The following is a 25,936-nucleotide window of genomic DNA, read 5'->3' on the forward strand; positions in this document are numbered from 1 at the left end:
CAAAATACAAAAGCAACTAACGACATGCGCCATTAGCTGCTTTTACGGTTGGAGCTTTTAATTACAAAGGTACTAACTTTGCTGAAGTTCTGCTGTGACTTGATCTAAACCCACATCAGAAATGCGTTGAATGATCTCTTTTTGCTTAGCACTAAGTAATGAAATCCCCTCAGCAACAATATCGTATACTTTCCATTGCTGATCGTTTCCTAAGCGAAGTTTAAAGTGTAAATCTATGGTAGGTTTATTAGCTTCAATAATTTGCGTTTTAACTGTAGCAAATTTAGAGTCGCTTGCAGCGGCGTCTTGCTCAAATAGTACATCTTGCCCTGTATACTTCATTAATGCACTAGCATAAGTGCCCGTTAAGTAATGCTCTACCGCATCTATAAACGCAACGCCTTGTTCACGGTTAATGCCTTTAATATGTTTACCTAATAATTTAAACGACACAAACTTAATATCAATATGTGGCATCAAACGCTGCTCAACAATTAATGACATCGCTTCTTTGCTGGCATTACCTTGCGCATTTACCTGCCCAATATCGTTAAATAATGACTCGGCTACAGTTTGCAATAATTGTTTAGGTGACGGCTGCGTTTGTGCAGTGAGTGCGCTACTAAAAAAAACAGCAATAACCACTAAAAGCTTTATAAGTTTCATAATAAATGCATAGTTTAAATAATTAAGTTTAGTGTAATCTACGCAAATAACAGGCAACAAAAAAGGCATAAATAAGCAACTTATTAATGCCCAATTAGCACCAATAAAATTAATTAAATAAATTCAATTAGTTAAAAACCTTAGTTAACAAGCCATCTACAAGCGGATTTTTGTCCTCATTGAAAACAGTAATTCACCGCCCTTATCATTTAATTACTATTTAAATTTACCTACCAGTAGGTCGTTATGAAAACCTCATTTGAGATGATTTCAATTATTGTTTTTTGTTTATTTTTACTGCCAACAAATGCAGCCTATGCATCCTCAAGCCATGGCTACGCTGTGGACTTATTAAAAGGCGAAGGTAATGTGACTGGGGTAAAGCTTGCGTATCAATATCATCCCAAGGGTGCACAAAACCTTGTTGGCGATGCCCGCTTTTACCTTGAAAGCAGCCTCAACCTATGGCATTACCGCCATGATCAACAGTCACAATCCAACCTAGTATTAGCTGTTTCACCAGTTGTGCAGTTTCCGGCATTTAGCGTATACAATACGCCATTCTATGTGGAGGCTGGTATTGGCTTTTCCCTACTTGATGAGCACCATTTTGCAGGTAAAAACCTAAGTACTCACTATCAGTTTGAAGATAGAATAGGCCTAGTGGCCGATTTTGGAGAAACCAACGTAGCACTGCGTATTATTCACTATTCAAACGCAGGATTTAAAGCACCTAATCCAGGCATAAACTTTTTAACATTGTCGGTAGCACAACGGTTTTAAACACCCGTAATAAACACTCAAAATGTTGCGGCTTATATTGAAAGCGGTCATAATTACTGCTTAAAAAACAATAAGGTCAACAACATGCAAATTTGGCAAATCGTACTCGTTATCTCGATTGTACTGGCTATTGTTATCGGTAATTTAGCATTGCTGCGTTTAAGTGCAAAAAGCGAGTTTAAAGCCTCTCCCTCTATTACTCATAATGTCCCGTCCTGAAATAGGTTGACGGTTTTAATGAAAGACTTGGTGCGAAAGCGCCAGGTCTTTTTTATGCACTTGATTTGGTGTTTTCATATTCAAACTTAAGTGCGGTCGCATTTCATTGTATATAAATATCGATTCTTCAACGAGCTCTTTTAACTCTGCCATATTACGACATTTATACAGTAGAAACTCTTGTTTTAATATCCCGTTAATACGCTCAGCTAATGCGTTTTGATAACAGTCATATCCATCGGTCATAGATGGCCTAATTCCCTCCTTTAATAGCATACCTTGATATACTTCAGAGCAATATTGTAAACCTCTATCTGAATGATGAATAGCATCACGTTTATACACCCGCTGCTTAATCGTCATCTCTAACGCTTTGACTACATCAGTTGCCTTCATTTCATCACTGAGCTCATAACCCATTATTTTTCGACTATAAGCATCAGTGACTAACGACAGGTAATGCACGCCTTGCGATGACTTTACGTATGTAATATCACTAACGAAGACTTCCTCGGCCGCAGTAGGTTTGTATTCTTTTAGTAAATTGGGATGCTTGTGCATCCAATGATTACTATTTGTTGTTTTAGTGTAATTTTTCTTTGGTTTTACAAGCAAGTCATGCTCTCTCAAATAGTCAAAAAAACAATCTCGGCCTAGTTTAATGTCACGCTCTTGCAGCTCTGGCTTTATCATCAGATAAAGTTTCTTCCCACCAATACGAGGCATGAATTGCCGCCAATACATCACTAACTCTTTGACTGGCTTCAACGCTTTATTCCGAGAATCTATTCTGCGCATAGCTTGATAGTAACCTTGTCGCGTTATGCCATATGCACGGCATAAAGGAGTAAGCTTTACTTGCTGGTTTTCTTTTGCGCGCGTGATAGCTCGGATATGTACTTTTTTCGCAAACCCGCTCCATATTCTTCATCCATAATATTAATCATTTCATCTTTGATTAAATCCTTTAGGCGTAACTCCTCTACCTCGCGCTCTAAACGTTTAATTTTTTGTGCTGGGGTTTCTTTTGATTTAGGCATGTTGGCTATATAAGTTGGTTTAGACCAATCTAATTTACCATGTTTTCGCAGCCATACCAGAACGGTGCTACGACCTTGAATACCGTAATGACTTTGCGCCTGTTTATATGTGAAGTCGCCTTTTTCTACTTGCTCAACAATGGATAATTTAAAGCCTAATGTATAATCTCGTTGAGTACGCTTAACGTCTTTAGTTTTAGTGGTTTTCATAAAATAAGTCCTAAATGTGTAAACACATTTCAGGACAAGACATAAAAAAGACATAAAAAAGCCCTAAATAATCAGGGCTTTTTTCGTTTAAATTTTTACTCTAGCCAACTAACCAGTGTGCCATTAAGGCAATAACAGGCAATGTAACTAATGTTCTGAGAATGAAAATAACAAACAACTCAAAAATATTAACTGGTATTTTACTTCCTAATAAAAGTGCGCCCACTTCAGACATATAAATAAGTTGCGTTACACTCATGGCTGCAATAATAAAACGTGTTACATCACTTTCAATTGAACCTGCAGCTAAAATAGAAGGAATAAACATATCTGCAAAACCGACCATAATAGTTTGTGCCGCCATTTCAGCTTCTGGTACTTGTAAAAGCTCCAAGAACGGAATAAACGGCATACCTAAATACTGAAATATCGGGGTATATTCAGCAATAATGAGTGCAAATGTACCCACAGCCATGACTACTGGTAATACTGCAAACACCATATCAAATGCATTGTGTATACCTTCTTCTAAGGTGCCCTTCAAGCCTGGCGCTTTTTCTGCTTTAGTCAATGCAACATCAAGAGAGTGCTTAAATAATGTTTTGCCTTCAGGTACTAGCTCGGCGTTGCCATCAGGTTGTTCACCATCGATAAACACGTCCTTTTTAAAACGCAGTGGTGGTAAACGCGGAACAATTATCGCAGCCACTACACCCGCTAAACACACAGTTAGGTAAAAAGGTGCAAATAAGTATTCAAGCTTTACTTGGCCAATAACAACCAAACAAAAGGTAATTGATACAGCTGAGAAAGTGGTACCAATAATCGCAGCTTCACGTTGAGTGTAATATTTATCTTCGTACTGACGCGCAGTCATCAAAATACCCACACTACCATCACCTAACCACGAAGCAACGCAGTTAACTGCACTGCGCCCTGGTACACCAAATAATGGACGCATCACTTTAGTAAGCAAGGTACCCACCAGCTCAAGTAAACCAAAATTAAGTAATAACGGCAGTAATAAGCCCGCTAAAATAAATACCGAAAACAGCACAGGTAATAAATCTTTTAATACTAGCAAGCCAGTATTTTCTGAGGTAATAGCATGCGGCCCCACTTGAAAATAAGTTAAAAGCACAAACGCCATACCAAATAACCGTGTTACTAACCAAATCCAACTCACATTAAACAAATGATTTAATAAGCGAAATTTGGTTAAGCTTTTCGGTTTAAAGACACTAAGCACCAGCGACATTACACCAGTAATACAAATAATGGTAGCTATTAGCCCTAGTGCTATCTCACTGAATGAGGCTTGGATTGCCTTGGCCATTACCGCGATAGGTATGGTCATTATTTCGCCAGACGGTACTGGCGTCATGAACAAAAAAACGCCGATTAAAGAAGGAATTAAAAAAACCAACCATACTTTCAAATCATAACTTTTTTGAACGGATGCTGGGCGTGATGAATCTAACTGAGACATATTTTCAACCTGTAAAAACCACAAAAAGAGCTAAGTGCTCTTTTTGTGGTAAGTATTTATAATTATTAAATTTTAATACCGCGCTTAATTAACGCCGCTTCTAATGCTTGCTGTAAACCATTCATTGTACCTGGTTCAAGCGTTTCGCCTTTGTCATCCATCCACGTAAGACTGGTGCCACCTTGCTTGGTTTTGCTAACCAAAATTTGGTATTGGCCTTCATCAATTGGTAATTCTGTTGGTTCATCGCCCCAAATAGAATCCCATACGCTACTTTCTACTTTGGCGTAATCTGCTGTAATTAAACCTGTCTCTTGGTTTATTTCAACAATGGTGAAAGATAAGCGCTCTAAGAATCCAGAAAAGCGATCGAATACTGTATCGTAGGCTTGCTCAGTAACAAGTGCTGCATTGCCTTTGTTATCAAACCCAAGCTCTAATGAAATTACCCCTTTACGCTTACGCATATCAACTTCAAGTTGACGATAGCGGTAATCAAACTCACTTACTACTTGGTTAAGTGCTCGTACTTCTAGCTGCTGCTTTAATAAATCAGTCAAAGGCTTATCGCCTTTAAAATCAATAAGCTCAGCAGTTAAAGACGCCGTACGTTGATGCTCTTTTTCTTCAATAGTAAATTTAAAACGTTCTAAATCAACACTTTCATCATCGCCCCATAACCAGCTTTCCTCTGGCTTAACAATAGCGTACCAATCTGTTTCAAGTGTTCCTTGCATTTTGTTTTGTTGTGTCGCACTAATGTTGTTGTCAGCAAGCACTGCTTGAATCGAGTCCCAAATGAATACATCTAAATCGTCAATGCCATCATTTTTATCAAAATAAATACGTGCTTGTTTATCTGCTTCCTCAACCCAACTGCCTTTAGCAACCGTTAATACTTGCGCCGGCGGACGATAGTTTGTTGCCTCCGGATTATTATCATATTGACCCACATCCATCTTATAAACAGGATCTTGAGCGGGTTGTGATAACGAAGCAGGTGCTTTAACCGGCTCATGGGCGCGGTAATTACGCTCATTATGGGCATCACTTGTAAATACACTACACCCTGACAAACTTACCAATACACTTACTGCTAGTGCTTTTGGGATCCAATACTGCACAGATAATTCTCCTTAGCATACCCTTAATTGTTTTAACAAATATATGAGTGGGTAATACCGATTTGGTTCAGTGTAAAATCAATATTAACTTTACATTTATAATTTGCTTATCTAACTGCATTAAGCCAACAAGATGACCGACAGACTAGGCTACAAATAGACACATTTTTGCTATGGTACTTTCACAAGCTTGTAAAAACAAGAAACACTGCACTATTAACCGCCTAAAATTAACCGTCGCTGTAGTTTAACGCGGGTTTTGTGTTAAACTTTGCCGCCGTGCAACGCTACGTGTTTATTTTTTGTTGCCAAGTCGGTTGTTATCATCCAAGTAACTTAGGTACTTTAAAACCCATGACTGCATTTTCAAATCATCAAATTGTTTTAACCGCAATTGGCGAAGATAGATCGGGTATCGTTAGTGAGCTTACGCAACTCGTCAGTGATTGCCACTGTAATATTATAGATAGCCGCATTGCTATTTTAGGCAACGAACTTACTTTTATTATGCTACTTAGCGGTGATATGTCAGCCATTAGCCGTATTGAGCATACCCTGCCTACCAAAGGTATGGAACTTGGCCTGCTTACTATGATGAAACGCACTTCAAGCCATAATCAAAGCGAGTTTTGTGCAGGTTACACCCTAGAATATACTGGCATAGACACCCCTGGCACTTTGAGTAAAGTAACGCGCTTTTTTGCAGATAGTAATATTAATATTTGCTCATTAAAGTCAGATACTTACGAAGAAGATACTGAACTTAAAATGCGCTGTGAACTTGAATTTAATATTCCCGTTGACGTTGACATTGACCAATTTAAAATTAGTTTTGAAAACCTTTCGCACGTTTTAAACGTAGATTACATCTTTCGACGTATTCGCTAAGGAGTTTAGCATGAACAAAATTACCCCATTACAAAGTGGCGACACAGCACCGGCTTTTAGCTTACAAAACCAAAATGACGAAACCGTCGTGCTCAGCGAGTTATTAAAAGAAAAACAAGTATTGGTATACTTTTACCCTAAAGCGTCAACGCCAGGCTGTACCGTACAAGCCGAGAACCTGCGTGACCAACAAGCCGAGCTTGCTAAATTCAACACTCACGTGGTTGGTATAAGCCCAGATCCAATTAAACGCCTTAAAAACTTTGAAACTAAAAAAGAGCTTAACTTTGACCTACTTTCTGACGAAGATCATGCCATTGCTGAGGCATTTGGCGTGTGGGGATACAAAAAGTTTATGGGCAAAGAATATGATGGTATTCACCGCCTCACTTTCTTAGTCGGTCAAGACGGTAAAATTAAACACTTGTTTGATAAATTTAAAACCAAAGATCACCATCAAGTGGTATTGGATTATTTAGCTGCTGAATAAAGGCTAAAGGCTAAAGGCTAAAGGCTAAAGGCTAAAGGCTAAACAAGATAAAATAAAAGCGTTGCTCAAAGGCAACGCTTTTTTGTATTTATCGCTTTAGTACTTTAGCATTCCTGCCGATAGTTAAATTAGTAACGAATAACATTATGGATAATAAACCGTGATACAGCTAAATAAACACTTAGCCTTTGACGTTAAAATTGCAGCAGAAAAAATAAATGTTGCACAACAAACAAAAGAAACAACTAAAAATAAGGACAACGCTGATTATCAATTATCAGACAGAGAGCGTAATAAACTCTCGGGAAAAGAGGCTGAGCAAAACGTTGAAAAAACCACAAATTCAGAAATGCCTGAATATATTGCAAAAATGATAGAGCAACTTAAAGAGCTCAAACAGCTGCTTGAAGAACAAAAAGAACAACTCACTCAATTACAAGCTCAATCGGACCAAGAAGACGAAGCAATACAAGCACAAATTGAAGCACAAGCAAACATCGTTTCATCAACACAATCTCAGGTAATTGCGCTGGTGCAAATGATTAGCCAAGCCATGAAAGATGCAGGTATTACAGACGCTGGCGCACTTGTCAGTGCCATTGTTTGAATTTTCAGAAACAGCGGTTCAGCTTTATATAAATCTACTTTATAGTAACGTTTTTATGTTTACCTTCGGCTTATTATTTCAATAATAAATACGCCTACCCTAGCGATTAAAAATTACGTTAAGTATTAAGTATTAAGTATTAAGTATTAAGTATTAAGTATTAAGTATTAAGTATTAAGCATTAAGTATTAAGCATTAAGTTTTAAGTTTTAAGTTTTAAGTTTTAAGCTGTTCAAGAAAATTATTATTGTTATGACAGTACATTTAAAAATTAGTAATTTACTTAACCCCTGAAACGTATTTAATTTTTATATTGCACATTAATTTGATTACCTAGGCGGGCATATTAGCCAGCTGAGCTCACAGCGAGAACCTGTCATTCAAATGAGTCGACATTAACTTAGTAAGAATAAGAGAAAACTTTCCTCTTTTTTACGTGTTTATATAAGCTACAGAAATTATAATATTTGTAGCTGGCAATAACTTAAGCTATTTGCTATTAATGCAAATTCACAAAATAAGGACGTTTTCGCACTAAAATGGGGAAAGTGTCCTCTGATAAAGCTGTTAGCACTACTTTCATTGGAGTCACCGTTGAGTAATAGAAGATCGTTAGAAAGTGGCGAAACTTAGTTTCGTTTACTAAATTGGACAAAAGGTCAGAAAGCAGCGGAAAGAATATCTGCTCATATCCTTAAATCTGAGCAGTATCACTCAGTTGATCCTGAAATCTGGAAAGGTGCTCTAGCTTCTGCAAAGAAAGTAGAAACAAAATTTGGTAAAGAAAATCCTGGGTGTGATGACTTTGAGTGGGCAATGTTAAATGGAAAAGTATCTGCATTACGCTGGGTACTTGGCGAAGATTGGGATATGCTGGATACGTAGTGCTAATGCGGCGTTATGCGTCTGTTTAATGTAGCACCATTAATTTTTTACCTACTAATTATAAGGAAATACTATGAGTTTTAAACAATTGCGAAAATTTAGTAAGGATGAGTTACTTTTCGATGAAAAAGAAACAAGAGTAGTTTTAAAGTTTATTTTTAAGCCAGCAGATCATAAATTAATTGATTCTCTTCCAATAAATGATCGCTTAAAAGGTTTCGCACAAGGATTATTGGTTGAAGCAATTGATGCGTCATATTCAGTTGGTTATGTTAAAGCTATATTTGAAAGTACGGCTAACCCAACAAAAGGAGCAATGGCTATTATTAAAACGTTTGCCAAAAAAGCAGCAAACCACTGGTTCAAACATGCATCGGTTCATGACCTACAAAAAGTTAAAATTTTTGATTTTATAAGAGATAGAATTGCATTGGCGTTCAAATCTGAATTGCAACTTTATTTAGTTAAAAATGAGACTAATAGAGCTGGAGCTTTTGTTGCATATCAAGTGCCCAAGCATGCTTCCGCTAAATTATGGGTATAATCATGACTAAAAAAACACTATCACTGCTAGGTGCGAGCTCTTTAATTGTATTAACTTTTTTTGGCTCCATGTTTTATACAATACAGAAGATGGACATCGCAGACCTTATTATATGTAGCTTAACTGAAAGAGAGTCTATTATTCCAAATGAATTTTGTGAATATTATATGGTTAACTATCGCATGACTAAAGAGGATGTTGATTTTTTAAGTGGAGGCCCAGGACTTGATTTCGTTTTAAATGTAAATCATCCGCATAAATATAAAATAGCAAAGATATTAATCTCAAAAGGTCTTGATGTTAATGGCATTAACCACCTTTTATCAAAAGATATCAGCCCCCTCTATAGTGCTATATTGTCTAACGACATTAAAACCGTCAAATTTTTAGTTAATAACGGTGCTAACATTCGCTTGGTTGGTAACGACTACGATATGACAGCATTAGAATTTGCAAAAACACTTCAAGAAAAAAAGATACAGAAAATAGACTGGAAGTTATAACTTTTTTGTCATCTCTTAAAGGCACACAATAAGGAATTTAAACAAAAAACAGTGGGTTAAGTTTCGTTTCACATTTTAACCCACTATTTTTCCGCTTAATGTGGCGTTTAGCTAACAGTGTTTAATTTATTAAGCATTATTTTCACAATAAATATGAGTTTCTAAATGACTTCTTTAAAACGAAAGTTTTTTGACTTACGTGCTATTACTAATCAACAACATATAATCGAATCAATTAAGTCATTTCTGGAGAAACACGAGGTTAGTCGCTCTACAAGAGTTTGGGAAATGCTAAGTTTATTTGAAGAGCAGGTATCGAAAAGTTGGGATAACCTACCAAGAACACTGATTTATCACGAAGTACTAGAGATCTTTGAAATTATTTATACACTCGAAAACTCTCAAGATGAGATGATAATTGAATCAATTACGAAGGATAATGTTGATGAGTTTTCTGGAAAAAATAAAAAAGGCAGAAATACTCAATTTGAACTATTTATTGCATCAAAATATATACGAGCTGGTTACGATGTAAAATTTGGTGAACCTGACTTATATTTTTATCATTTAGAAAATAGATACAACATTGCTTGCAAGCGACCACAGAGTGCAAAAAAATTCTTAATCGAATCAAAGAGGCTTCAAAGCAAATATCTTTGCATAAAGGTTTTGGAATAATTGCGATTGATTTAACCCCAACGTATATAAGAAACTCTAAATGGAATGAAGATCTGACGATTATTGGTCAATCTGGTGAAAGCTTAATATGGAATAGTTTTTTAGATTCCAAACGAAAGAAGATCAGTGAATTAGTTGGTAATCATGCTTCGATTGTTCATACGTACGGAGGATTAAACCACAAGATAAATAATTCGTATGCATATTCGTTGTTTGACTACGCATTAGAAATTAAAGAAAATAGATCACCTAATGATTGTTTACATGAAATAATCAATAGAGTCCAAAATGTTCACCCTGTTTGTTAAAGCTAGCTAACAAGCACTTTAAACGGAACAAAAATTCTTGGCTTTTAAGGGACACTCGCTCCCTGCGTACTTTCCTATGTTATACGTCATACAGGCGTAGCTTTACTCCAAGATACAGATGTCTCTGTTAAAATTTTTTTATAAGGGCACTCTCTTGCATCGCCACCGGCTAAAACAATTTGAATAGTACTTGGGCTTTTATCTGGACCTAAAAGTTTGAGTAAATGACTTAAAGAGGTGTAATGCTTAAAACCTTGCTTTTTAGCAGCTAGGTCTAATCGTTTGTTATAACCAAGTTCGGGGTATTGTTTTTTTAGTTTGCGTGCTTGACGTTTACACGAATCCGAATGATCTTGCATATTCATAATATAATCCTGTTAATAAACCATTTCCACTCAAAAAAAGGTTTAGGCGTTATATTAGCCATGTAAGTTTAATTTTATGCCAGAGGCTTAGCAGTGGACGCAGGATATCCCAACCCTTTTTCTATAATACAACTGAATTATTTTTAGTCAACTTCCTTATAACAAAAAAATAAACAAGGGCTTAAGACAGTTGGCTTTTGCTCCTGCGTCGCTTATTCTAGAAAACAGTTTAAGCCTGTTATTTAGGCGCTATGTTCCTAAAAGAGTTTAAAGTTAATGTTTAATAATAAAAAGATGATTGCACTTTTCTTCTTTGTAGTGCTTGTTAGCACCGGTGCCTCTTATGCTAGTGGTATAGAAGACATTCAGCTCATCCAAATACTAAAAGATGACGTTAACGACTTTGATGGCTTAGGTAACCCTAGGAGTGTTGAGGTTATTTCAGATAATTCAAAGGTTTTTGTTTCTAGTGGAGACGATAATGCTCTCGCTGTTTTTAATTTAGACGAAAATTTTAAACTAACTTTTAGCCAAGTGTTCAAAAATACCGCCACTAACATAAACGGTTTAGAAGGCGCCTCTGGTGTTACCTATTTTGATCTAGGTAATGAAATAGTCGTTACTGGATTCTATGATGGTGCCTTAACCAAATTCTCTAGAAGTAATAGTAGTTACCGTTTTAATCAATTTATTAGTGACGGTCTAAGCTATGAAAGAGTGTTTGATAGTGATTTGCCGATAGGCGAACTTGATAGCCTTGGTCTTTTAGGCGCTTGGGATATCGTCAAGACTAATAACGAAAAGCAACTCTTCGTTGCAAGCTATATGAGTAACGCTATTTCTATTTTAGATGTAATGGCGGATAAAAAGGTTATTTTTAATAGAGTTATAAAAGACGCTAAGCCACTTAGTAATGATTTGGGGAAACCTATAGCCATAGCTTTATCTCCACTAAATAATGAGTTGTATGTCCTAGGTTTTGATGGTCATCAATTAACCATTTATGATAGAGACCATAGCGGTGACCTATTGGTAAAACAAGTATTAAAAAATGGCGTTGCAGGTGTTAAGCAATTTATTAATCCACAAAAAATTGTTGTCTCACAAAATGGAAAATTTTTGTATGTTGCCTGTGCTGGGAGTAATTCTATTGTTGTTTTTCACAAATTAGATACCGGACAATTTACATTTTTACAGGCAATAAATAATTCGGATATTGGCGGTTCTGGCTTAGAGGGAGCAAGTAGCTTAGCGATATCGTCAGATGACTTAAAAATATATGCAGCTGGGGAGTCGGGTAGCGGTCTATATTTATTTAGTGTAAGAGCTGATGGGCGACTTAGCTATAAAAATAAGCTAGTAAATGTACACGATGATGAATTAAATGGAATCTCATCTATTACTCTTACCGATGATAATCGTCACTTGTTGGTTGCGACAGGTAAAGGTAATTCGTTATTTGTCTTTAAAATAAAGACACATTAGACGTCGCGAAACATAAAAAGTATTACCCAGTCGGACTCGTATAGTTTGCTAAGCGCCACTTCACTTTGTGTTTTAACGAGCTACTTCTCGCCGCTTAAAACAACGCTAACAATGTCCGCTCGTGGCACTTTATAGTCTATAAAGCACCATTTAAAACAATTTGAGAAACTTTTTCGTTGGGTTTCGCTGCACTCAACCCAACCTACATAATAACTTAACGCCGAGCAACTAATCGCTTACAGCTGCGCTTTCTCTTTAACTAATACCCAAATACTTATGTACTTGAATTGATAAACGCCAGTTTTTAGCGATACAAGTATCAATGGCTAATTTAGTTGCCGACGTTTTTTGACTGATTGGCTGTAAATATACCAGTTTTGGGTTTACACCCGTGGCGGCAAATAACTCTTCCAGTTCTTCTACGTGTTTTTGCATAGCAACCGGGTGTTTAATTTCATCGGCGCGTTGCATAGCACTGCTCAATACTTTGTAACCACCACGCATATTAATTTTTGGCGATACCGTAACCCACGTTTTTGCTGGGGCGAGAATTTCAAAGGTGCCACTGGTTTCTATCTGCGTGCTAAAGCCATTATCATGCAATAAATTACACACTGGATTTAAATCATACATACAAGGTTCACCACCGGTGATCACAACATGCTTGGCGGTATAGCCACGGGATTTAAATAACTCCAGGACCTGCGCGGCACTGGCCTCAGCCCAATGATCAGAGTCGGCTTTTTTTCTACCGTGTCATCTAGTGATACTTTATATACATTATCAACATCCCAGGTTTGTTTAGTGTCACACCACGAACATCCCACAGGACAACCTTGCAGGCGTAAAAATATAGACGGCGTACCGGTAAAGCTCGCTTCACCTTGAATGGTTTCAAATACTTCATTAATTTTGTACAAAAGAAATCTCACTTACAACCTGACGGCAAAATTGTTACTATTAAAAATCGCAAAGCACGGTGCAAAAATTGTCATTTATGCCTTGGCCGTGTAGTATATCGCGCCCTGATATAAACCTCTATCAAAACTAAAGAGCAAACCACGTATGACGCAAAAAGTAGTTGTTATTTATTCCGGCGGTATGGACTCATTTACTGTATTAAATAAAGCCTTGCAGCAAGGCCATGATGTTTATGCCCTCTCGTTTGATTATGGTCAGCGTCATGTTAAAGAACTTAAAGTTGCCGCCAACGTATGTGAAAAGCTAAATGTCCCGCACAAAATTGTTGATATATCAGCAATTAATCAGCTTATTGGTGGTTCGTCGTTAACAGACGATATTGATGTGCCAGAAGGCCATTACGAAGAAGAAAGCATGAAAAGCACCATTGTGCCTAACCGCAATATGATTTTACTTTCCTTAGCGGTAGGTTATGCAGTGTCGCTTAAAGCGAGCAAAGTATATTACGGCGCGCATTCAGGCGATCATGCAATTTACCCTGACTGTCGTCCTGAGTTTGTTAAAAAGATGGATGATGTATGTCGTATTGCAAATTACGATGCAGTAGAAATTTTTAGCCCGTATTTAAACAATACTAAAATCGATATTTTAACCGACGGTATTAAAATGGGCTTAGACTACAGCCAAACATGGACCTGTTATAATGGTCGTGACAAAGCGTGTGGTAAATGTGGTGCCTGCCAAGAACGTTTAGAGGCCTTTGAGCTTAACAACGTGACAGACCCGCTTGAATATGAGTAAAGTTTAACGTTAATACACTAAAAGGCTACCAAGGGTAGCCTTTTTTGTTGCGATAAAACGTTAAAGCCAGCGTTTTACTCGTGATTTATAATCGTCAAATTGCTCACCAAATAACTGATGTAACGCCCGTTCCTCTGGGATTATTTGAAATAAGGTAATGTAAGCAATAAACCCTGCTACACCTAAAAAAGCCCACATTGAACCCAGCCACACGCCCCAGCCTGCTAATATAAACGCAAAACCTAAATACATCGGATTACGAGAGAATTTATAAACACCTGAGGTAACTAAACTAGACGCTTGTTCTGGTTTGTTAGGTAGTACTGTTGTTTTAGCAAACCGGAAACTCACGACCCCAGCAATACAAAATATACACCCAGTAGCGACAAGTGCTAGCGAGAGATAAGTAATAAATGCGCTAAAATCAATCACGGTATAATGTGCAATCAGTGCCATTACAGCAGCAAAAAACACCACAACCACAACCGGTGGAATTTTATTATTTAACATACCTACTCCTTGTATCGATTAAAAAACTTCATAATTACTATATGGTGGCGTCACAAATAATAACAATGACTTATCGAATATTTATAAATACAAATAAAGTTACAATTAATTAGCTTTATGAGCGCTTAATTATGGTTATAATTTAAGCTTAAAGAAAAGTTAAAGGAAGTAATTATGTCTGGCACAACAATGATAGTTCTCATTGTACTTATTTCTGTAGGTTCGGGAGTTATTTACGATATGTATAAAAAGCACCTTGAATTTAAACATAAAGTACAGGACAACAATCAAGACGCACACAAACAACTAGCTGAGGTAACCGCTCAAGTGAGTGAACTTAAACAACGAGTACAAACACTTGAAGCCATTGTTACCGACTCAAGCTACAACGTAAAACAAGAAATAAACAAACTTTAATGTATACGTTACAAGTAATTTGGGTATAAATGTGCGTTTTCAGGCTGCTCAATGCCATGGGCAGCTAAAAAACCACCAATTGCTTGACCACACCCTTGTGGCGCTCGGCCACTGTCTATCTCAAAATTTAACTGATTCGCCTCTTGTTTGCCCATTGAGCACAAACTAACTAAACTTGGCGAACGCATAGAAACACTTAACTCGCCTATTTGCTCCGCCTGTACATGCTTACAAAAACGTGCAAAACCTTGGTATTTAAAATGCTCGCTCACATAATCATTGCTTATAGCAACCAATGCGGCAATAAAACTATGTAAAAAGCTATTTGTTGTTGTATCCGGAGCTAAAAATGACAAAGTTTTGTTATTAAACTCACTCAGCTGGCAACTATCGCAATGAAGTTTTACCGTATACACCTGCTCACAGGTGATTATAGCTTGGCAGTTAATTAGCTCTATTTGGTTATCCGCAAACACAAGGCGATCTATCAGCTCGTTCAATGAAATATTTTTAAACGATGTACTTTTAACAAGCTCGGGATTTTGTGCCATAACGGGTAAATCATGATGATTATTAAATGGCGTACTGGTTGCGCCTTGGTGTTGCAGCTGAAAAAGCTCTCTTACCTCATGCTCACGCGCCACTTTTAACGCTAAAAATGCAGTTTGAATAAGCTCCGAGGTAGGCAGGTTCTGCTCTACCGGCCAACGGCGACCAAACAATAGTTTTTTTGCTTTATTATCAGCGCGATAATTGTCTGGGCTAAGTACTGCTACTTGCAAATAAACATCACTGTTTTTTTCAGCTGCTAACACACTAAAGTGGTTGGAAAAACTAATGTCGTTAAGCACTTCATTAACACTGGCCAGCGTATGCTTGTAACGCAAAAAATGCTGCGGAACAATCCAATTTTTATTAGCCAGTTGTACTAGGGGCGCATACGAAATAGGTTGCTCGTAACTGTGTTGCCATTTTTGCCCATCATCTAATAATGACTCAATTTTTGTGTTGTTATCTGACATATATAAACCAAATAAATCTGCCTAGCGGCAAGATATTAACTATGAAGCACTTTACGTAGTTAATCATAAAAAGCGATCACACTTTTTGGCAGTATTTAGCGTTCAAATACGCGTTGATACTCCTTTATAACTTTTTGATAATAAACTCTATCTTTATTGAGCATTCGAGTATAATGGTCAAGCAATTGTTGCTGATATTGATGATGTTGAGGGTTATGTGTATCCCACATATGAGCCCCCGTTTTAGTGATAGTGCCGGTGGCATTAAAACTGACTTGTAGCACTTCGTAAAAACGCTTGTTTTCAACAATAATTTGCTCGCTATCGAGCTGTAAATTACACGCTTTTAAACCCGCACGTACTTTATAGAGGTGCATAATAGGGCAAATAATAAAACTAAGCTGTTTAAGGCTGTGCGGATTATTAGCAATTATTTGTTCAATAAGCTTTAAGCATAAATCGCCCCCTACCCCAGCAATAACAATTACTTGTTTGGCACTTGTTGGCAATTTAATTTGTGCAACATCTTCGCAGCGCACTTGCCATGAGGGCAAAGATTTACCCTGCTCAAATTGTTGTAGCGACTGCTCAAGCGCTTCCATTAACTGTAGAATTATATCAACAAAGTTTATTTGTTTGGCTATGCCGCGCTCGAGTAATGCCATACCTAAAAAGCCATGATCGCAACAACAATCCCAAACAATATCGTGCGGCTGTGTAATTAACGAATTGATGGCGTTTAAACGTTTACTCAGTTTCATTTAACTCACTATGTTTTTGTTTTGTACACCAATGCTTTTAAGCTTTTATCGCTATCAATTTCAATAAAGCGATCAGTAGGTTCTAGGCGTTTAACAAACTCAATAGCACCTTGAGTATGCTCTTCAATAAGTGCTTTAAAATCGTTTTCTGTAAGCTCAGGGCTATTGGCACATAACAATAGCTGTGTAGTATCGTTTAAAAGCTCAGGAAGTCTGCGTAGCACTTTTTGATAGTCTTTAGTTAAAATAAAACTGCCTTTTTGAAAACTGGGCGGATCAACAATAATTAAATCAAACGGCGCGGCTTTTTTTAGCTTACCAAACGACTTTAAAATATCGTGCGGTAAAAAACTGACCCCACGATCGACATTATTGAGTTGGTGGTTTTGCTTACCCACTTTTAACACACCTTTGCTCATATCCATGTTCATCACATGATCTGCGCCGCCGTGCATAGCCGCAACCGAAAAACCACAGGTATAAGAAAACAAATTAAGTACTTTGGCGTGCTTACTATTTTGCATAACAAACTCACGGCCTTTTCGCATATCAGGAAAAATACCAGTGTTTTGCTTACTCATTAAATCAACCAAAAAACGCACCCCATTTTCGGCTACGCTATGACGAACTGGCAGTTGACCGTGAACAAGGGTGTTATGGCTTTGTAGCCCAGCTCGCTGTTGATACACCAATGCAGTAATTAACTCTGGGTGATGTTGTTTTGCCCATTGCCATAACGTATCAGTGAGTGCAGCGAGTGTTTCCTCGTCAATTTCACTGTATGACACCAAAAACAAACTTGGTGGGTAAAAGTCTAAGTTAATATGACTAAGCGCTTCCACACTGTGGCCACGCCCATGAAATACGCGGCAAAGCTCATTATCGGAAAAAGGCGTGTCTGCCAAAGCATTTATAAGGGGAGTAAAATCGGTCGTCATTTAATTAATCAACTGTTGTTGTAGTTCATGTATTTCGTCGCGCACTGAGGCGGCTTTTTCAAATTCTAAATCACTAGCATACGCATGCATTTTGGTTTCTAACTGCTTAATTTGCGTTGCAATTTCTTTAGCACTGAGGATTTTTTTAGAGTCTTTACGAATAAGCTGTAGATTGTCTTGCGGTGAAGCATCTTCACCTACATCCATTACATCAAGTATCTTTTTAACCAAGGCACTGGGCTCAATACCGTGCTTAACATTATAAGCGTGTTGTATTTCTCGGCGTCGGTCGGTTTCTTCAATGGCTTTGGCCATCGATTTAGTAACCTTGTTGCCGTATAAAATAGCGCGGCCATCAAGGTGGCGCGCAGCACGGCCTATTGTTTGAATAAGTGAGCGTGCTGAACGTAAAAAGCCTTCTTTATCGGCATCTAAAATAGCCACTAATGCAACTTCTGGCATATCTAAGCCTTCACGTAGTAAGTTAATGCCTACTAACACATCAAATACACCAGCACGTAAATCACGAATAATTTCTACCCGCTCTACGGTATCAATGTCAGAGTGTAAATAACGTACTTTTACATTGTGCTCACTCAGGTAGTCGGTCAAATCCTCAGCCATACGTTTGGTAAGCGTGGTAACCAGCACTCGCTCTTTTAATTCAACACATTTGTAAATTTCTGAGAGTAAATCATCAACCTGATCGCCTACCGGGCGCACTTCAATAACAGGGTCAAGTAAACCAGTTGGACGAATAACCTGCTCTGCAACTTCGCCGTTGCTGCGCTCTAATTCGAAGTCACCTGGGGTGGCCGATACATAAATGGTTTGTGGGGCAATGGCCTCAAATTCTTCAAAACGCAGTGGCCTATTATCCATAGCTGAAGGCATTCTAAAACCGTATTCAACGAGATTTTCTTTACGGCTTCTATCGCCTTTATACATGGCACCAATTTGCGAGACGGTTACGTGCGATTCATCAATAATCATTAATGCGTCATCAGGTAAATAGTCCAGTAATGTTGGCGGTGGATCGCCAGGTGTGCGCCCCGATAAATAACGGCTATAGTTTTCAATACCAGAGCAATAACCAAGCTCGGTCATCATTTCTATATCATATTGGGTACGCTGAGCTATGCGTTGCTCTTCTACTAACTTGTTTGCGCTGAGCAATTGTGCTCTGCGCTCTTTGAGTTCTGCTTTAATTTTATCGATGGCTTCGAGAATTTTTTCTCGTGGCGTTACATAGTGAGTTTTAGGATAAATAGTGGCACGCACTATGTGTTTTTCTACCGCACCGGTTAAGGGGTCAAAAATACTTAGGCGTTCAACTTCATCATCAAACATTTCCACACGCACTGCATAGGTGTCTGATTCAGCGGGGAATATATCAACTACTTCACCACGTACACGATATGTACCGCGACTGAAATCAATATCGTTTCGCGTATATTGTAGCTCTGCAAGGCGGCGCAGCATGTCACGTTGATCGACCTTTTCACCTACTTTTAAAAGTAGCATCATTTTCATGTATGAATCAGGATCGCCCAAACCGTAAATTGCCGATACAGAGGCAACAATAATGGTATCGCGTCGCTCTAAAAGCGCTTTAGTGGCACTGAGTCGCATTTGCTCTATGTGTTCATTAATAGATGCGTCTTTTTCAATAAAAGTGTCGCTGGCTACCACATAGGCTTCAGGTTGGTAGTAATCGTAGTAAGATACAAAGTATTCAACCGCATTGTGTGGAAAAAATTCTTTCATCTCGCCGTACAATTGCGCCGCTAAGGTTTTATTGTGCGCCATAATAATAGTTGGCCGGTTTAAATCACTAATAATGTTAGCCATAGTGAACGTTTTACCGGTTCCCGTTGCGCCTAATAAGGTTTGCTGGGCCAGTCCGGCTTCTAAGCCTTCACACAACTGAGCAATAGCGGTTGGCTGATCCCCTGCGGGTTTAAATTTTGATACTAGCTGAAAATGATCGCTCAATGACTACACTCCTGTAATGCTTGACTGCTTAACGCTTCAATTTCTTTCATAAACCACTTGTAGGCTACAAGGGCTGTGAATAAATTACCAATGGCCGCGCCAATAAACAAGCCGATTAAGCCTGCGAGTTCGTTTCCGATATACGCAAAGGGAATATAAAAAACAAACAATCGAATAACGCTCAAAACTAAGGCGTTCATGGGTTTGTGTAAAGCGTTAAACGAGGAGTTTGATAAAATGATCACTCCTTGCAAACCATAACTTAATGGAATGGTATAAATAAACAGCTTGATGACATCAACAACCGCTTGCTCTTTACCAAATATTTCACTAATGACGCCTGAAAAAATAATTAATACAATATAAATAACAAACTGCCACAACATTACAAACTTGAGCGTACCTAGGTATGCATCTTTTACGCGAGAAAAATGACTTGCTCCAAAATTTTGACTAATAAAAGGTGGTAAGGTCATCGACAAAGCTAATACCACTAAACTCGCTATTGATTCTATTCGACTCCCTACTCCAAAAGCTGCCACAGCTTCGGGGCCATGATGAGCAACCAATGCGGTCATTACCGCCATAGCAACAGGGGTGAGCATGTTAGCCCCCGCTGCTGGTAAACCAATCTTTAAGATTTTACGAATTGCACCAACAATAGTTTGTTTGCCCGCTTTTAAACTGAGCAACTGCTTTTTAAAAATTAATATGTATAAAATAATCGCCACTGCAACTGCCCAAGCTATAACACTGGCAATAGCGGCCCCTTTAATACCCAATGCGGGAATGGGACCAAAGCCAAAAATAAGCATCGGATCAAGTACGGCATTAATAAGCCCAGCTCCGCCCATAATAATGCTTGGTGTTTTAGTATCACCACTGGCACGCAGTACTGAGTTTCCAATCATGGGGGTAATTAAAAACACACTACCCAAAAACCAAATACTAATATACTGATGAATTAACGGGAGTACTTGCTCCCCTGCCCCAAGCAAGGTAAATATGGGGTCAATCAATAAATAGCCACTAGCAGATAAAACTAATACTAATATTACCGCTACCAACAACGAAACACTGGCATCAAAACGCGCTTCTTCTATATTGTTACTGCCTAATGCTTTTGCAATAACCGCAGAAGTACCTATACCTAAACCAATTGCTAAACTGATTACAGTAAAAGTAACGGGAAATGTAAAACTCACCGCGGCAAGCGGCTCTGTACCCAATAAGCTAATAAAAAAAGTATCAACTATGTTGAACATCATTAAGGTTATCATCCCAAAAATCATTGGAACGGTCATTTTCTTTAGCGTAGGCAAGATTGGAGCGGTGAGTAAATCAGGGCGAGTATGTGATTGAGAATGTGCGCGCATAAAATAAATAAGCCTCTTTTACTGAACGGCATATTTTAAAGCATACGAGCTGTTCAAGCCATGCTTTATTAAACCTAAACCATTTAATCCGTTTTTTATCAAAAAACTGTTATTTTTATGCTGTTGTAAATAAATTTCGCACAAACACATTAAAAACCAAATTAAATACATTTATATAACTTTTGCAACATTTAACTTTTAGGTTTTGCTGATTTATTACACAGTTAGCGATAATGCTTTATCGTCACGAAAAATTTTATTTATCGTTTAGGTGACTATCTAAGCTGAATCATAAGCCTTTGTTTTTAAAAACATAAAAAAAGCTTTTTAATACTTGAAATCGTTGTAGCGCCCTACAATGCTGGGGGTGCTGATGTTCTTAAAGTTTAATAAACAGAGTTATCCACAGAAACCGTGGATAACTCATTCAACCCCACGTTTATAAAGGGCTACAACGCGGTGCAAATTTAAAGGTGCTGTGATTTTTTTACGTTATCAATAAGCAAACAACGTTAAATGGAATTGTAACGCTTTGATATGGGATTATTTGTTTATTTAATGCAAATCCACATACGTGCTGAATAAATAGCCAAGCCTTTGATTGCTTTATTTTTATACAACTCCATAGCAGTTCTAAAATTATTAGGTTTTAATCAATATTTAAAATAAATATACGTCTTTCATTAAGATTCAGTTCAACAAACTTTAACGTTAGAAAAATAAAAGTGAGGTATTTATTTTAAATACATTTATTCAGACTTTGTAAAAATATAGGAAATAGAACAGTTTTTTATCACTAAAAGCTACTTTATTTAATTTTACGGCAAGTTTTATTAGCTGAAATTACTCACTTGATTCAAATATTACGCTGTTTTTGTAAAACAATATCACTGCGCTTTACTTAAATAGTGTTATAAAACGCGCAGATTGCACATAAAAACAACGAATAGACCTCTTTTTTGAATTTATGATCTTTTATATGTTGACACTTTGCTATGCGGTCATTAATATTTCGCCCCGTTGAAAGGCAAGACGCTTCCCCCTTAGCTCAGTTGGTTAGAGCGACGGACTGTTAATCCGCAGGTCCCCCGTTCGAGTCGGGGAGGGGGAGCCAAGTTTTTCAGCCATAAACGATTCCCCCTTAGCTCAGTTGGTTAGAGCGACGGACTGTTAATCCGCAGGTCCCCCGTTCGAGTCGGGGAGGGGGAGCCAAGTTTATGTTTATGATGTAGTTCCCCCTTAGCTCAGTTGGTTAGAGCGACGGACTGTTAATCCGCAGGTCCCCCGTTCGAGTCGGGGAGGGGGAGCCAAGTCATAAAAAGTATATTTTAGTTCCCCCTTAGCTCAGTTGGTTAGAGCGACGGACTGTTAATCCGCAGGTCCCCCGTTCGAGTCGGGGAGGGGGAGCCAATTTACTACACTTCCATAGACATCTCCTTAAATTTGCTCTACCATTTCCTATTAAAATAAAAAACTTTTTGATTACAAAAACTAACTATTTGATAACTTTCTCTATCAAGCTATAATTATTTTAATAATCATGAGGTTGTGTCCTCCCCTTTGACATATAAAGATTAAACAATGGCAGCATTTAAAAAACTTATTTTTATACAACTGATGGCTTGGTTGATTCTTGTGACTGCTGGCTGTTATTTTATTAGCCAAAACTTTGATAGTGCCATCGGTAAAGCTCAAAAAAATGCGCAGGTGACCGTCGAGCAATATATTAAAAACCTATCTGCAACAGAGCTCTCTGCTGATAACTTAAAAAATACACTTGCAAGCAGTGAAATCTTTTCACATTTTACTTTACGTGATTATCAAGGTGCGGAAGTATTTTCAGTTAACAATTCAGCGCAATTACCTGTTATTGCAGAACTTACTCAGTCAAGCAATAACTCAGTACGCCCTCAGTATGCCACTAATGATAACGCCGATATAAAAGTTGAGTTTAAAATCAACATCACTCATTTGAGTGAGCAGTTTCAAACTGCTTTTTTTACAATTTTAATTATTAGCACCCTACTCGCTCTAATACCTATTGCATTAATGAAAACTATTGTTAAGCACATTAATGACAACATCTGCACGGACGTTGCTGATGTCATTGATATTTATATAAACCAAAATCAACTAGGCGATGACTTTGCGACTAAAATTGATTCGCCAGAGTTAGCTAAGTTAGGAAAAAGTTTAATTCCTAGCTTTAATCGTTTATCGCACTTTTTAAAAAGTAAAAATGACAATATAAAAAATGCTGCACATACAATAAAACGTGAAGCCTACAAAGATGGTGTTACTGAGTTAGGTAATCGCAATATGTTTGTTGATTACTACGAAAAGAATATTGAAAACACCGAAGTAAGTACATTTGGCTCTTTAGCACTCGTTCGCTGTAGTGAGTTGCAGTCAATCAATCAAAGCCGCGGCTATCAAAAAGGCGATGAGTACATTAAATCGGTGGCAGATATTATCGTAAGTATTAGTGGCACCTATTCCGGCAGCCAAGTGTTTAGAGTAAACAGCTCTGACTTTATAACCATTTTACCAAATACCCCGTTAAAAGAAGCTGAAAAATTTGGTGAAAACTTACAGTCGCGCTTCACTCAATATATGCAAAACCAAGAGCTTAGCTCGGTTGCAAACACAGGTATTGTAGGGTATGAAAAATCAAAACCTTTAGGTGAGTTACTTTCTATCGTTGATAACGCAATGAGCATGGCGCAGTCTAAACAAGCTAATGCGTGGCATGTACAGCGCGATACTGATCTTGCAAATAACGTCAGTGCTGGGTTTGGTAACCAAAACTGGCGCAAGGTAATTAACGAAGTAATTGAGTCTAAAAGCGTCCATTTAGTGATCCAAAATATTATGCCTTTAGGCAAAAGCATTAAAGCCTATGCTGAAATTCAAGCCCGCTTCAAATCAGAAGAAAACCAAGCTTTGCCTACCGCTTCATTTTTAGCAATGGCTGAAAAGCTCGATATGGCGATAGAAATTGATAAGTTAATTATAGAGTCGTCTTTGGAAAGAATAAAATCGAGTAATTTATCTGAAAAGTATTTTGGCTTAAATATTACCCCTTCAAGCGCGCACAGCGACCAATTCATGATTTGGTTAGAGCGCCGTTTACTTAAAGATACCCATATTGCTTCTAAGTTAATTTTTGAAGTGAGTGAATTTGGTCTCCAACAAAACATTAAAGCAAGCAAACGCTTCATTGACATGGTGCATCGCGTTGGTGCCAGAATAACGGTAGAACGCTTTGGTGTGGGACTCACCTCATTTAAATTTTTCAGAGATTTAAAACCAGATTTTATTAAAATGGATGCAAGCTATACACGTGGTTTGGAAGACGATAAAAACAATCAGTACTTTATGCGTTTAATGGTCGACCTTGCACATAGAATAGGCGTCAGTGTTTTTGCAGAGGGCGTTGAAAGCCAAGAAGAAAAACATATTGTAGAAACATTATGCCTTGATGGCGTTCAGGGTTATTACATTGAAAAGCCTAAAGACATCTAACCCATCCTAACTAAAATAAAAAAGAGCATTTATGCTCTTTTTTACGTTTTAAAGTGTGCTTTTGCTATTGTTCAGCCGTTAAAATGCAGACAGCTTTTTAATTGCAAAGCTCTTAGATCTTGGCCCTTTAAAATTAGCCCGTTATTTTACGTTGTTTATTTAACTGATAATCACTCAACGTGTTGTTAATCACAGTAGAAAAAAGGATAATACACGGGATTTTATTAGCGTGAGGCACACATGACAGAATACGTCTTGTTATTAATTGGAACAGTGTTAGTTAACAACTTTGTATTAGTACAATTTTTAGGCCTTTGCCCGTTTATGGGTGTATCAGGAAAACTTGATACCGCCATAGGTATGTCTTTAGCAACCACCTTTGTGCTAACGCTTGCCTCTGTGACCAGTTACTTAGTAAACGAGTATATTTTATTACCGCTGGATATCACCTACTTAAAAACAATGAGCTTTATTTTAGTCATTGCGGTGGTTGTTCAATTTACTGAAATGGTTGTTAGAAAAACCAGTCCAACGTTATACCGTCTACTGGGAATATTTTTACCCTTAATAACGACTAACTGTGCAGTACTCGGTGTTGCTTTATTAAATATCAAAGAAGATCACACCTTTTTACAATCTGCCGTTTATGGCTTTGGTGCCGCTGTAGGTTTCTCATTAGTATTGGTTTTATTTGCGGCATTGCGCGAACGTTTGGCCGCAGCAGATGTGCCCACTCCATTTAAAGGTGCCTCAATCGCAATGATAACGGCAGGTTTAATGTCAATGGCCTTTATGGGTTTTACTGGATTAGTGAAGTTTTAATATGACCTTGTTGTACGCTTTAATAGCGCTGGGTTTGCTGGCGTTAATTTTCGGATTAATTTTAGGATTTGCAGCTGTTCGCTTTCGCGTTGAAGGTAACCCTGTAGTGGAGCAAATCGATACCATTTTGCCACAAACACAGTGTGGTCAATGCGGTTACCCTGGTTGTCGCCCATATGCAGAAGCCATTGCCAATGGCGATGAAATAAACAAGTGCCCACCCGGTGGTGATGCCACAGTTAAAAAATTGGCCGATTTGATGGGGGTTGAGGCTAAACCCTTAGCCGGCGGCGAACAAGCCGAGCCAGTTAAAACGGTGGCCTACATTCGCGAAGATGAATGTATTGGCTGTACCAAATGTATTCAAGCCTGCCCTGTTGATGCCATTGTTGGGGCAACCCGTCAAATGCACACTGTTCTAATTGACGAATGCACAGGCTGCGACTTATGCGTTGAACCTTGTCCGGTCGATTGTATTGACATGCTACCTGTTGCACCAACAAAACAAACTTGGAAATGGCAACTAGACGCTATTCCTGTTACCCAAATAGATTAGAGGTTTGA

25 protein-coding genes, 4 tRNA genes and 1 pseudogene are annotated in these 25,936 nt (G+C 37.9%); 18 read left to right on the plus strand and 12 right to left on the minus strand.

Annotation, left to right across the window (positions count from 1 at the left end; all coding sequences use genetic code 11):
- Window positions 1-72: 72 nt before the first annotated feature.
- A complete protein-coding gene (locus AC0L7Q_RS09680) occupies window positions 73-666 on the minus strand; it encodes an MlaC/ttg2D family ABC transporter substrate-binding protein (RefSeq protein ID WP_413402472.1) in 594 nt (197 codons plus the stop codon).
- Between the two features lie 246 nt (window positions 667-912).
- Between AC0L7Q_RS09680 and AC0L7Q_RS09685 the strand changes: the two genes are divergently transcribed.
- Entirely contained in the window at window positions 913-1,449 is a 537-nt protein-coding gene (locus AC0L7Q_RS09685; RefSeq protein ID WP_409423399.1) for an acyloxyacyl hydrolase, read from the plus strand.
- An 84-nt stretch (window positions 1,450-1,533) separates the two neighbouring features.
- On the plus strand, window positions 1,534-1,668 hold the full coding sequence (locus AC0L7Q_RS09690) for a DUF2897 family protein (RefSeq protein WP_409423400.1): 135 nt from the start codon (window positions 1,534-1,536) through the stop codon (window positions 1,666-1,668).
- 15 nt (window positions 1,669-1,683) lie between these two features.
- Here AC0L7Q_RS09690 and AC0L7Q_RS09695 read toward each other — a convergent pair.
- The 3 genes from AC0L7Q_RS09695 to bamC all read right to left on the minus strand — a co-directional run bounded on the left by AC0L7Q_RS09695 (window position 1,684) and on the right by bamC (window position 5,531).
- Window positions 1,684-2,918 (minus strand): IS3 family transposase gene (locus AC0L7Q_RS09695; protein WP_409423192.1). Its coding sequence is split into 2 segments (ribosomal slippage): window positions 1,684-2,567 and window positions 2,567-2,918, totalling 1,236 coding nucleotides; the frame shifts between segments, so codons are not numbered across the junction.
- Between the two features lie 100 nt (window positions 2,919-3,018).
- Window positions 3,019-4,407 carry a YjiH family protein gene (locus tag AC0L7Q_RS09700; protein WP_413402474.1) on the minus strand — a complete coding sequence of 463 codons (1,389 nt, stop codon included), beginning with the start codon at window positions 4,405-4,407 and terminating at the stop codon, window positions 3,019-3,021.
- A gap of 65 nt (window positions 4,408-4,472) precedes the next feature.
- Complete coding sequence (bamC, locus tag AC0L7Q_RS09705) at window positions 4,473-5,531, minus strand: outer membrane protein assembly factor BamC (protein WP_138607751.1); 1,059 nt, start codon at window positions 5,529-5,531, stop codon at window positions 4,473-4,475.
- A gap of 354 nt (window positions 5,532-5,885) precedes the next feature.
- Between bamC and AC0L7Q_RS09710 the strand changes: the two genes are divergently transcribed.
- The 6 genes from AC0L7Q_RS09710 (at window position 5,886) to AC0L7Q_RS09735 (ending at window position 10,126) form a co-directional block, all read left to right on the plus strand.
- Window positions 5,886-6,419 carry a glycine cleavage system transcriptional repressor gene (locus AC0L7Q_RS09710; RefSeq protein ID WP_138607749.1) on the plus strand — a complete coding sequence of 178 codons (534 nt, stop codon included), beginning with the start codon at window positions 5,886-5,888 and terminating at the stop codon, window positions 6,417-6,419.
- A gap of 10 nt (window positions 6,420-6,429) precedes the next feature.
- Entirely contained in the window at window positions 6,430-6,909 is a 480-nt protein-coding gene (bcp, locus tag AC0L7Q_RS09715; RefSeq protein WP_024601114.1) for a thioredoxin-dependent thiol peroxidase, read from the plus strand.
- A 160-nt stretch (window positions 6,910-7,069) separates the two neighbouring features.
- Complete coding sequence (locus AC0L7Q_RS09720) at window positions 7,070-7,516, plus strand: hypothetical protein (RefSeq protein WP_409423404.1); 447 nt, start codon at window positions 7,070-7,072, stop codon at window positions 7,514-7,516.
- Between the two features lie 958 nt (window positions 7,517-8,474).
- Complete coding sequence (locus AC0L7Q_RS09725; protein WP_409423405.1) at window positions 8,475-8,945, plus strand: hypothetical protein; 471 nt, start codon at window positions 8,475-8,477, stop codon at window positions 8,943-8,945.
- Between the two features lie 2 nt (window positions 8,946-8,947).
- Window positions 8,948-9,448 (plus strand): ankyrin repeat domain-containing protein, encoded by a 501-nt coding sequence (locus tag AC0L7Q_RS09730; RefSeq protein WP_409423406.1) that lies wholly within the window; start codon window positions 8,948-8,950, stop codon window positions 9,446-9,448.
- A gap of 165 nt (window positions 9,449-9,613) precedes the next feature.
- Complete coding sequence (locus AC0L7Q_RS09735) at window positions 9,614-10,126, plus strand: hypothetical protein (protein WP_409423407.1); 513 nt, start codon at window positions 9,614-9,616, stop codon at window positions 10,124-10,126.
- Between the two features lie 394 nt (window positions 10,127-10,520).
- On the opposite strand, the gene AC0L7Q_RS09740 is transcribed toward AC0L7Q_RS09735, so the two are convergent.
- Window positions 10,521-10,799, minus strand: coding sequence for a hypothetical protein (locus tag AC0L7Q_RS09740; RefSeq protein ID WP_409423408.1), 279 nt, complete (start codon window positions 10,797-10,799; stop codon window positions 10,521-10,523).
- Window positions 10,800-11,075: 276 nt separating this feature from the next.
- Here AC0L7Q_RS09740 and AC0L7Q_RS09745 point away from each other — a divergent pair, with 276 nt between their 5' ends.
- A complete protein-coding gene (locus AC0L7Q_RS09745) occupies window positions 11,076-12,284 on the plus strand; it encodes a beta-propeller fold lactonase family protein (RefSeq protein WP_409423409.1) in 1,209 nt (402 codons plus the stop codon).
- Between the two features lie 255 nt (window positions 12,285-12,539).
- On the opposite strand, the pseudogene queE reads toward AC0L7Q_RS09745, so the two are convergent.
- A pseudogene (gene queE / locus AC0L7Q_RS09750) lies at window positions 12,540-13,204 on the minus strand (7-carboxy-7-deazaguanine synthase QueE).
- A gap of 145 nt (window positions 13,205-13,349) precedes the next feature.
- On the opposite strand from queE, the gene queC reads away from it, so the two are divergent.
- Entirely contained in the window at window positions 13,350-14,006 is a 657-nt protein-coding gene (gene queC / locus AC0L7Q_RS09755) for a 7-cyano-7-deazaguanine synthase QueC (protein WP_008110177.1), read from the plus strand.
- Between the two features lie 60 nt (window positions 14,007-14,066).
- Here the strand turns inward: queC and AC0L7Q_RS09760 are convergent, their stop codons facing one another.
- On the minus strand, window positions 14,067-14,516 hold the full coding sequence (locus AC0L7Q_RS09760; RefSeq protein WP_054201169.1) for a methyltransferase family protein: 450 nt from the start codon (window positions 14,514-14,516) through the stop codon (window positions 14,067-14,069).
- A 174-nt stretch (window positions 14,517-14,690) separates the two neighbouring features.
- Between AC0L7Q_RS09760 and AC0L7Q_RS09765 the strand changes: the two genes are divergently transcribed.
- Window positions 14,691-14,933 (plus strand): hypothetical protein, encoded by a 243-nt coding sequence (locus AC0L7Q_RS09765; RefSeq protein WP_010388451.1) that lies wholly within the window; start codon window positions 14,691-14,693, stop codon window positions 14,931-14,933.
- An 8-nt stretch (window positions 14,934-14,941) separates the two neighbouring features.
- Here the strand turns inward: AC0L7Q_RS09765 and AC0L7Q_RS09770 are convergent, their stop codons facing one another.
- From AC0L7Q_RS09770 to AC0L7Q_RS09790, 5 genes are all read right to left on the minus strand, one after another.
- On the minus strand, window positions 14,942-15,955 hold the full coding sequence (locus AC0L7Q_RS09770) for a hypothetical protein (protein WP_413402483.1): 1,014 nt from the start codon (window positions 15,953-15,955) through the stop codon (window positions 14,942-14,944).
- A 95-nt stretch (window positions 15,956-16,050) separates the two neighbouring features.
- The gene (locus tag AC0L7Q_RS09775) at window positions 16,051-16,716 is read right to left on the minus strand and encodes a tRNA (adenine(22)-N(1))-methyltransferase TrmK (RefSeq protein WP_413402485.1); all 666 of its coding nucleotides are present in this window, start codon (window positions 16,714-16,716) and stop codon (window positions 16,051-16,053) included.
- Window positions 16,717-16,724: 8 nt separating this feature from the next.
- The gene (locus tag AC0L7Q_RS09780; protein ID WP_413402487.1) at window positions 16,725-17,654 is read right to left on the minus strand and encodes a class I SAM-dependent methyltransferase; all 930 of its coding nucleotides are present in this window, start codon (window positions 17,652-17,654) and stop codon (window positions 16,725-16,727) included.
- Window positions 17,655-19,649, minus strand: a complete 1,995-nt coding sequence (gene uvrB, locus AC0L7Q_RS09785; protein ID WP_413402489.1) for an excinuclease ABC subunit UvrB — start codon at window positions 19,647-19,649, stop codon at window positions 17,655-17,657.
- A complete protein-coding gene (locus AC0L7Q_RS09790; protein ID WP_413402491.1) occupies window positions 19,646-21,025 on the minus strand; it encodes an MATE family efflux transporter in 1,380 nt (459 codons plus the stop codon). Before AC0L7Q_RS09790 ends, uvrB begins: the two co-directional genes overlap by 4 nt.
- Before the next feature lie 1,037 nt (window positions 21,026-22,062).
- Here AC0L7Q_RS09790 and AC0L7Q_RS09795 point away from each other — a divergent pair.
- The 7 genes from AC0L7Q_RS09795 (at window position 22,063) to rsxB (ending at window position 25,928) form a co-directional block, all read left to right on the plus strand.
- Window positions 22,063-22,139, plus strand: a tRNA-Asn gene (locus tag AC0L7Q_RS09795).
- Between the two features lie 21 nt (window positions 22,140-22,160).
- Window positions 22,161-22,237: transfer RNA gene (locus AC0L7Q_RS09800), tRNA-Asn, on the plus strand.
- A gap of 21 nt (window positions 22,238-22,258) precedes the next feature.
- A tRNA-Asn gene (locus AC0L7Q_RS09805) sits at window positions 22,259-22,335 on the plus strand.
- A 23-nt stretch (window positions 22,336-22,358) separates the two neighbouring features.
- Window positions 22,359-22,435, plus strand: a tRNA-Asn gene (locus AC0L7Q_RS09810).
- A 171-nt stretch (window positions 22,436-22,606) separates the two neighbouring features.
- Window positions 22,607-24,550, plus strand: a complete 1,944-nt coding sequence (locus AC0L7Q_RS09815) for a bifunctional diguanylate cyclase/phosphodiesterase (protein ID WP_413402493.1) — start codon at window positions 22,607-22,609, stop codon at window positions 24,548-24,550.
- Between the two features lie 240 nt (window positions 24,551-24,790).
- Entirely contained in the window at window positions 24,791-25,372 is a 582-nt protein-coding gene (gene rsxA / locus AC0L7Q_RS09820; protein WP_008115244.1) for an electron transport complex subunit RsxA, read from the plus strand.
- A gap of 1 nt (window position 25,373) precedes the next feature.
- Window positions 25,374-25,928, plus strand: a complete 555-nt coding sequence (gene rsxB / locus AC0L7Q_RS09825; protein WP_008115242.1) for an electron transport complex subunit RsxB — start codon at window positions 25,374-25,376, stop codon at window positions 25,926-25,928.
- The last annotated feature ends 8 nt before the right edge of the window (window positions 25,929-25,936 follow it).

The sequence above is a fragment of the Pseudoalteromonas sp. KJ63-1 genome (assembly GCF_055808145.1).

Coding starts and splice junctions, on each gene's coding strand:
- AC0L7Q_RS09745 (WP_409423409.1), top strand. CDS start 11,076: ATGTTTAATAATAAAAAGATGATTGCACTTTTCTTCTTTGTAGTGCTT.
- AC0L7Q_RS09775 (WP_413402485.1), bottom strand. CDS start 16,716: ATGAAACTGAGTAAACGTTTAAACGCCATCAATTCGTTAATTACACAG.
- AC0L7Q_RS09685 (WP_409423399.1), top strand. CDS start 913: ATGAAAACCTCATTTGAGATGATTTCAATTATTGTTTTTTGTTTATTT.
- AC0L7Q_RS09725 (WP_409423405.1), top strand. CDS start 8,475: ATGAGTTTTAAACAATTGCGAAAATTTAGTAAGGATGAGTTACTTTTC.
- AC0L7Q_RS09770 (WP_413402483.1), bottom strand. CDS start 15,955: ATGTCAGATAACAACACAAAAATTGAGTCATTATTAGATGATGGGCAA.
- bcp (WP_024601114.1), top strand. CDS start 6,430: ATGAACAAAATTACCCCATTACAAAGTGGCGACACAGCACCGGCTTTT.
- AC0L7Q_RS09735 (WP_409423407.1), top strand. CDS start 9,614: ATGACTTCTTTAAAACGAAAGTTTTTTGACTTACGTGCTATTACTAAT.
- AC0L7Q_RS09690 (WP_409423400.1), top strand. CDS start 1,534: ATGCAAATTTGGCAAATCGTACTCGTTATCTCGATTGTACTGGCTATT.
- AC0L7Q_RS09740 (WP_409423408.1), bottom strand. CDS start 10,799: ATGAATATGCAAGATCATTCGGATTCGTGTAAACGTCAAGCACGCAAA.
- rsxA (WP_008115244.1), top strand. CDS start 24,791: ATGACAGAATACGTCTTGTTATTAATTGGAACAGTGTTAGTTAACAAC.
- AC0L7Q_RS09730 (WP_409423406.1), top strand. CDS start 8,948: ATGACTAAAAAAACACTATCACTGCTAGGTGCGAGCTCTTTAATTGTA.
- AC0L7Q_RS09680 (WP_413402472.1), bottom strand. CDS start 666: ATGAAACTTATAAAGCTTTTAGTGGTTATTGCTGTTTTTTTTAGTAGC.
- AC0L7Q_RS09760 (WP_054201169.1), bottom strand. CDS start 14,516: ATGTTAAATAATAAAATTCCACCGGTTGTGGTTGTGGTGTTTTTTGCT.
- rsxB (WP_008115242.1), top strand. CDS start 25,374: ATGACCTTGTTGTACGCTTTAATAGCGCTGGGTTTGCTGGCGTTAATT.
- AC0L7Q_RS09780 (WP_413402487.1), bottom strand. CDS start 17,654: ATGACGACCGATTTTACTCCCCTTATAAATGCTTTGGCAGACACGCCT.
- AC0L7Q_RS09815 (WP_413402493.1), top strand. CDS start 22,607: ATGGCAGCATTTAAAAAACTTATTTTTATACAACTGATGGCTTGGTTG.
- AC0L7Q_RS09700 (WP_413402474.1), bottom strand. CDS start 4,407: ATGTCTCAGTTAGATTCATCACGCCCAGCATCCGTTCAAAAAAGTTAT.
- queC (WP_008110177.1), top strand. CDS start 13,350: ATGACGCAAAAAGTAGTTGTTATTTATTCCGGCGGTATGGACTCATTT.
- AC0L7Q_RS09765 (WP_010388451.1), top strand. CDS start 14,691: ATGTCTGGCACAACAATGATAGTTCTCATTGTACTTATTTCTGTAGGT.
- AC0L7Q_RS09790 (WP_413402491.1), bottom strand. CDS start 21,025: ATGCGCGCACATTCTCAATCACATACTCGCCCTGATTTACTCACCGCT.
- AC0L7Q_RS09710 (WP_138607749.1), top strand. CDS start 5,886: ATGACTGCATTTTCAAATCATCAAATTGTTTTAACCGCAATTGGCGAA.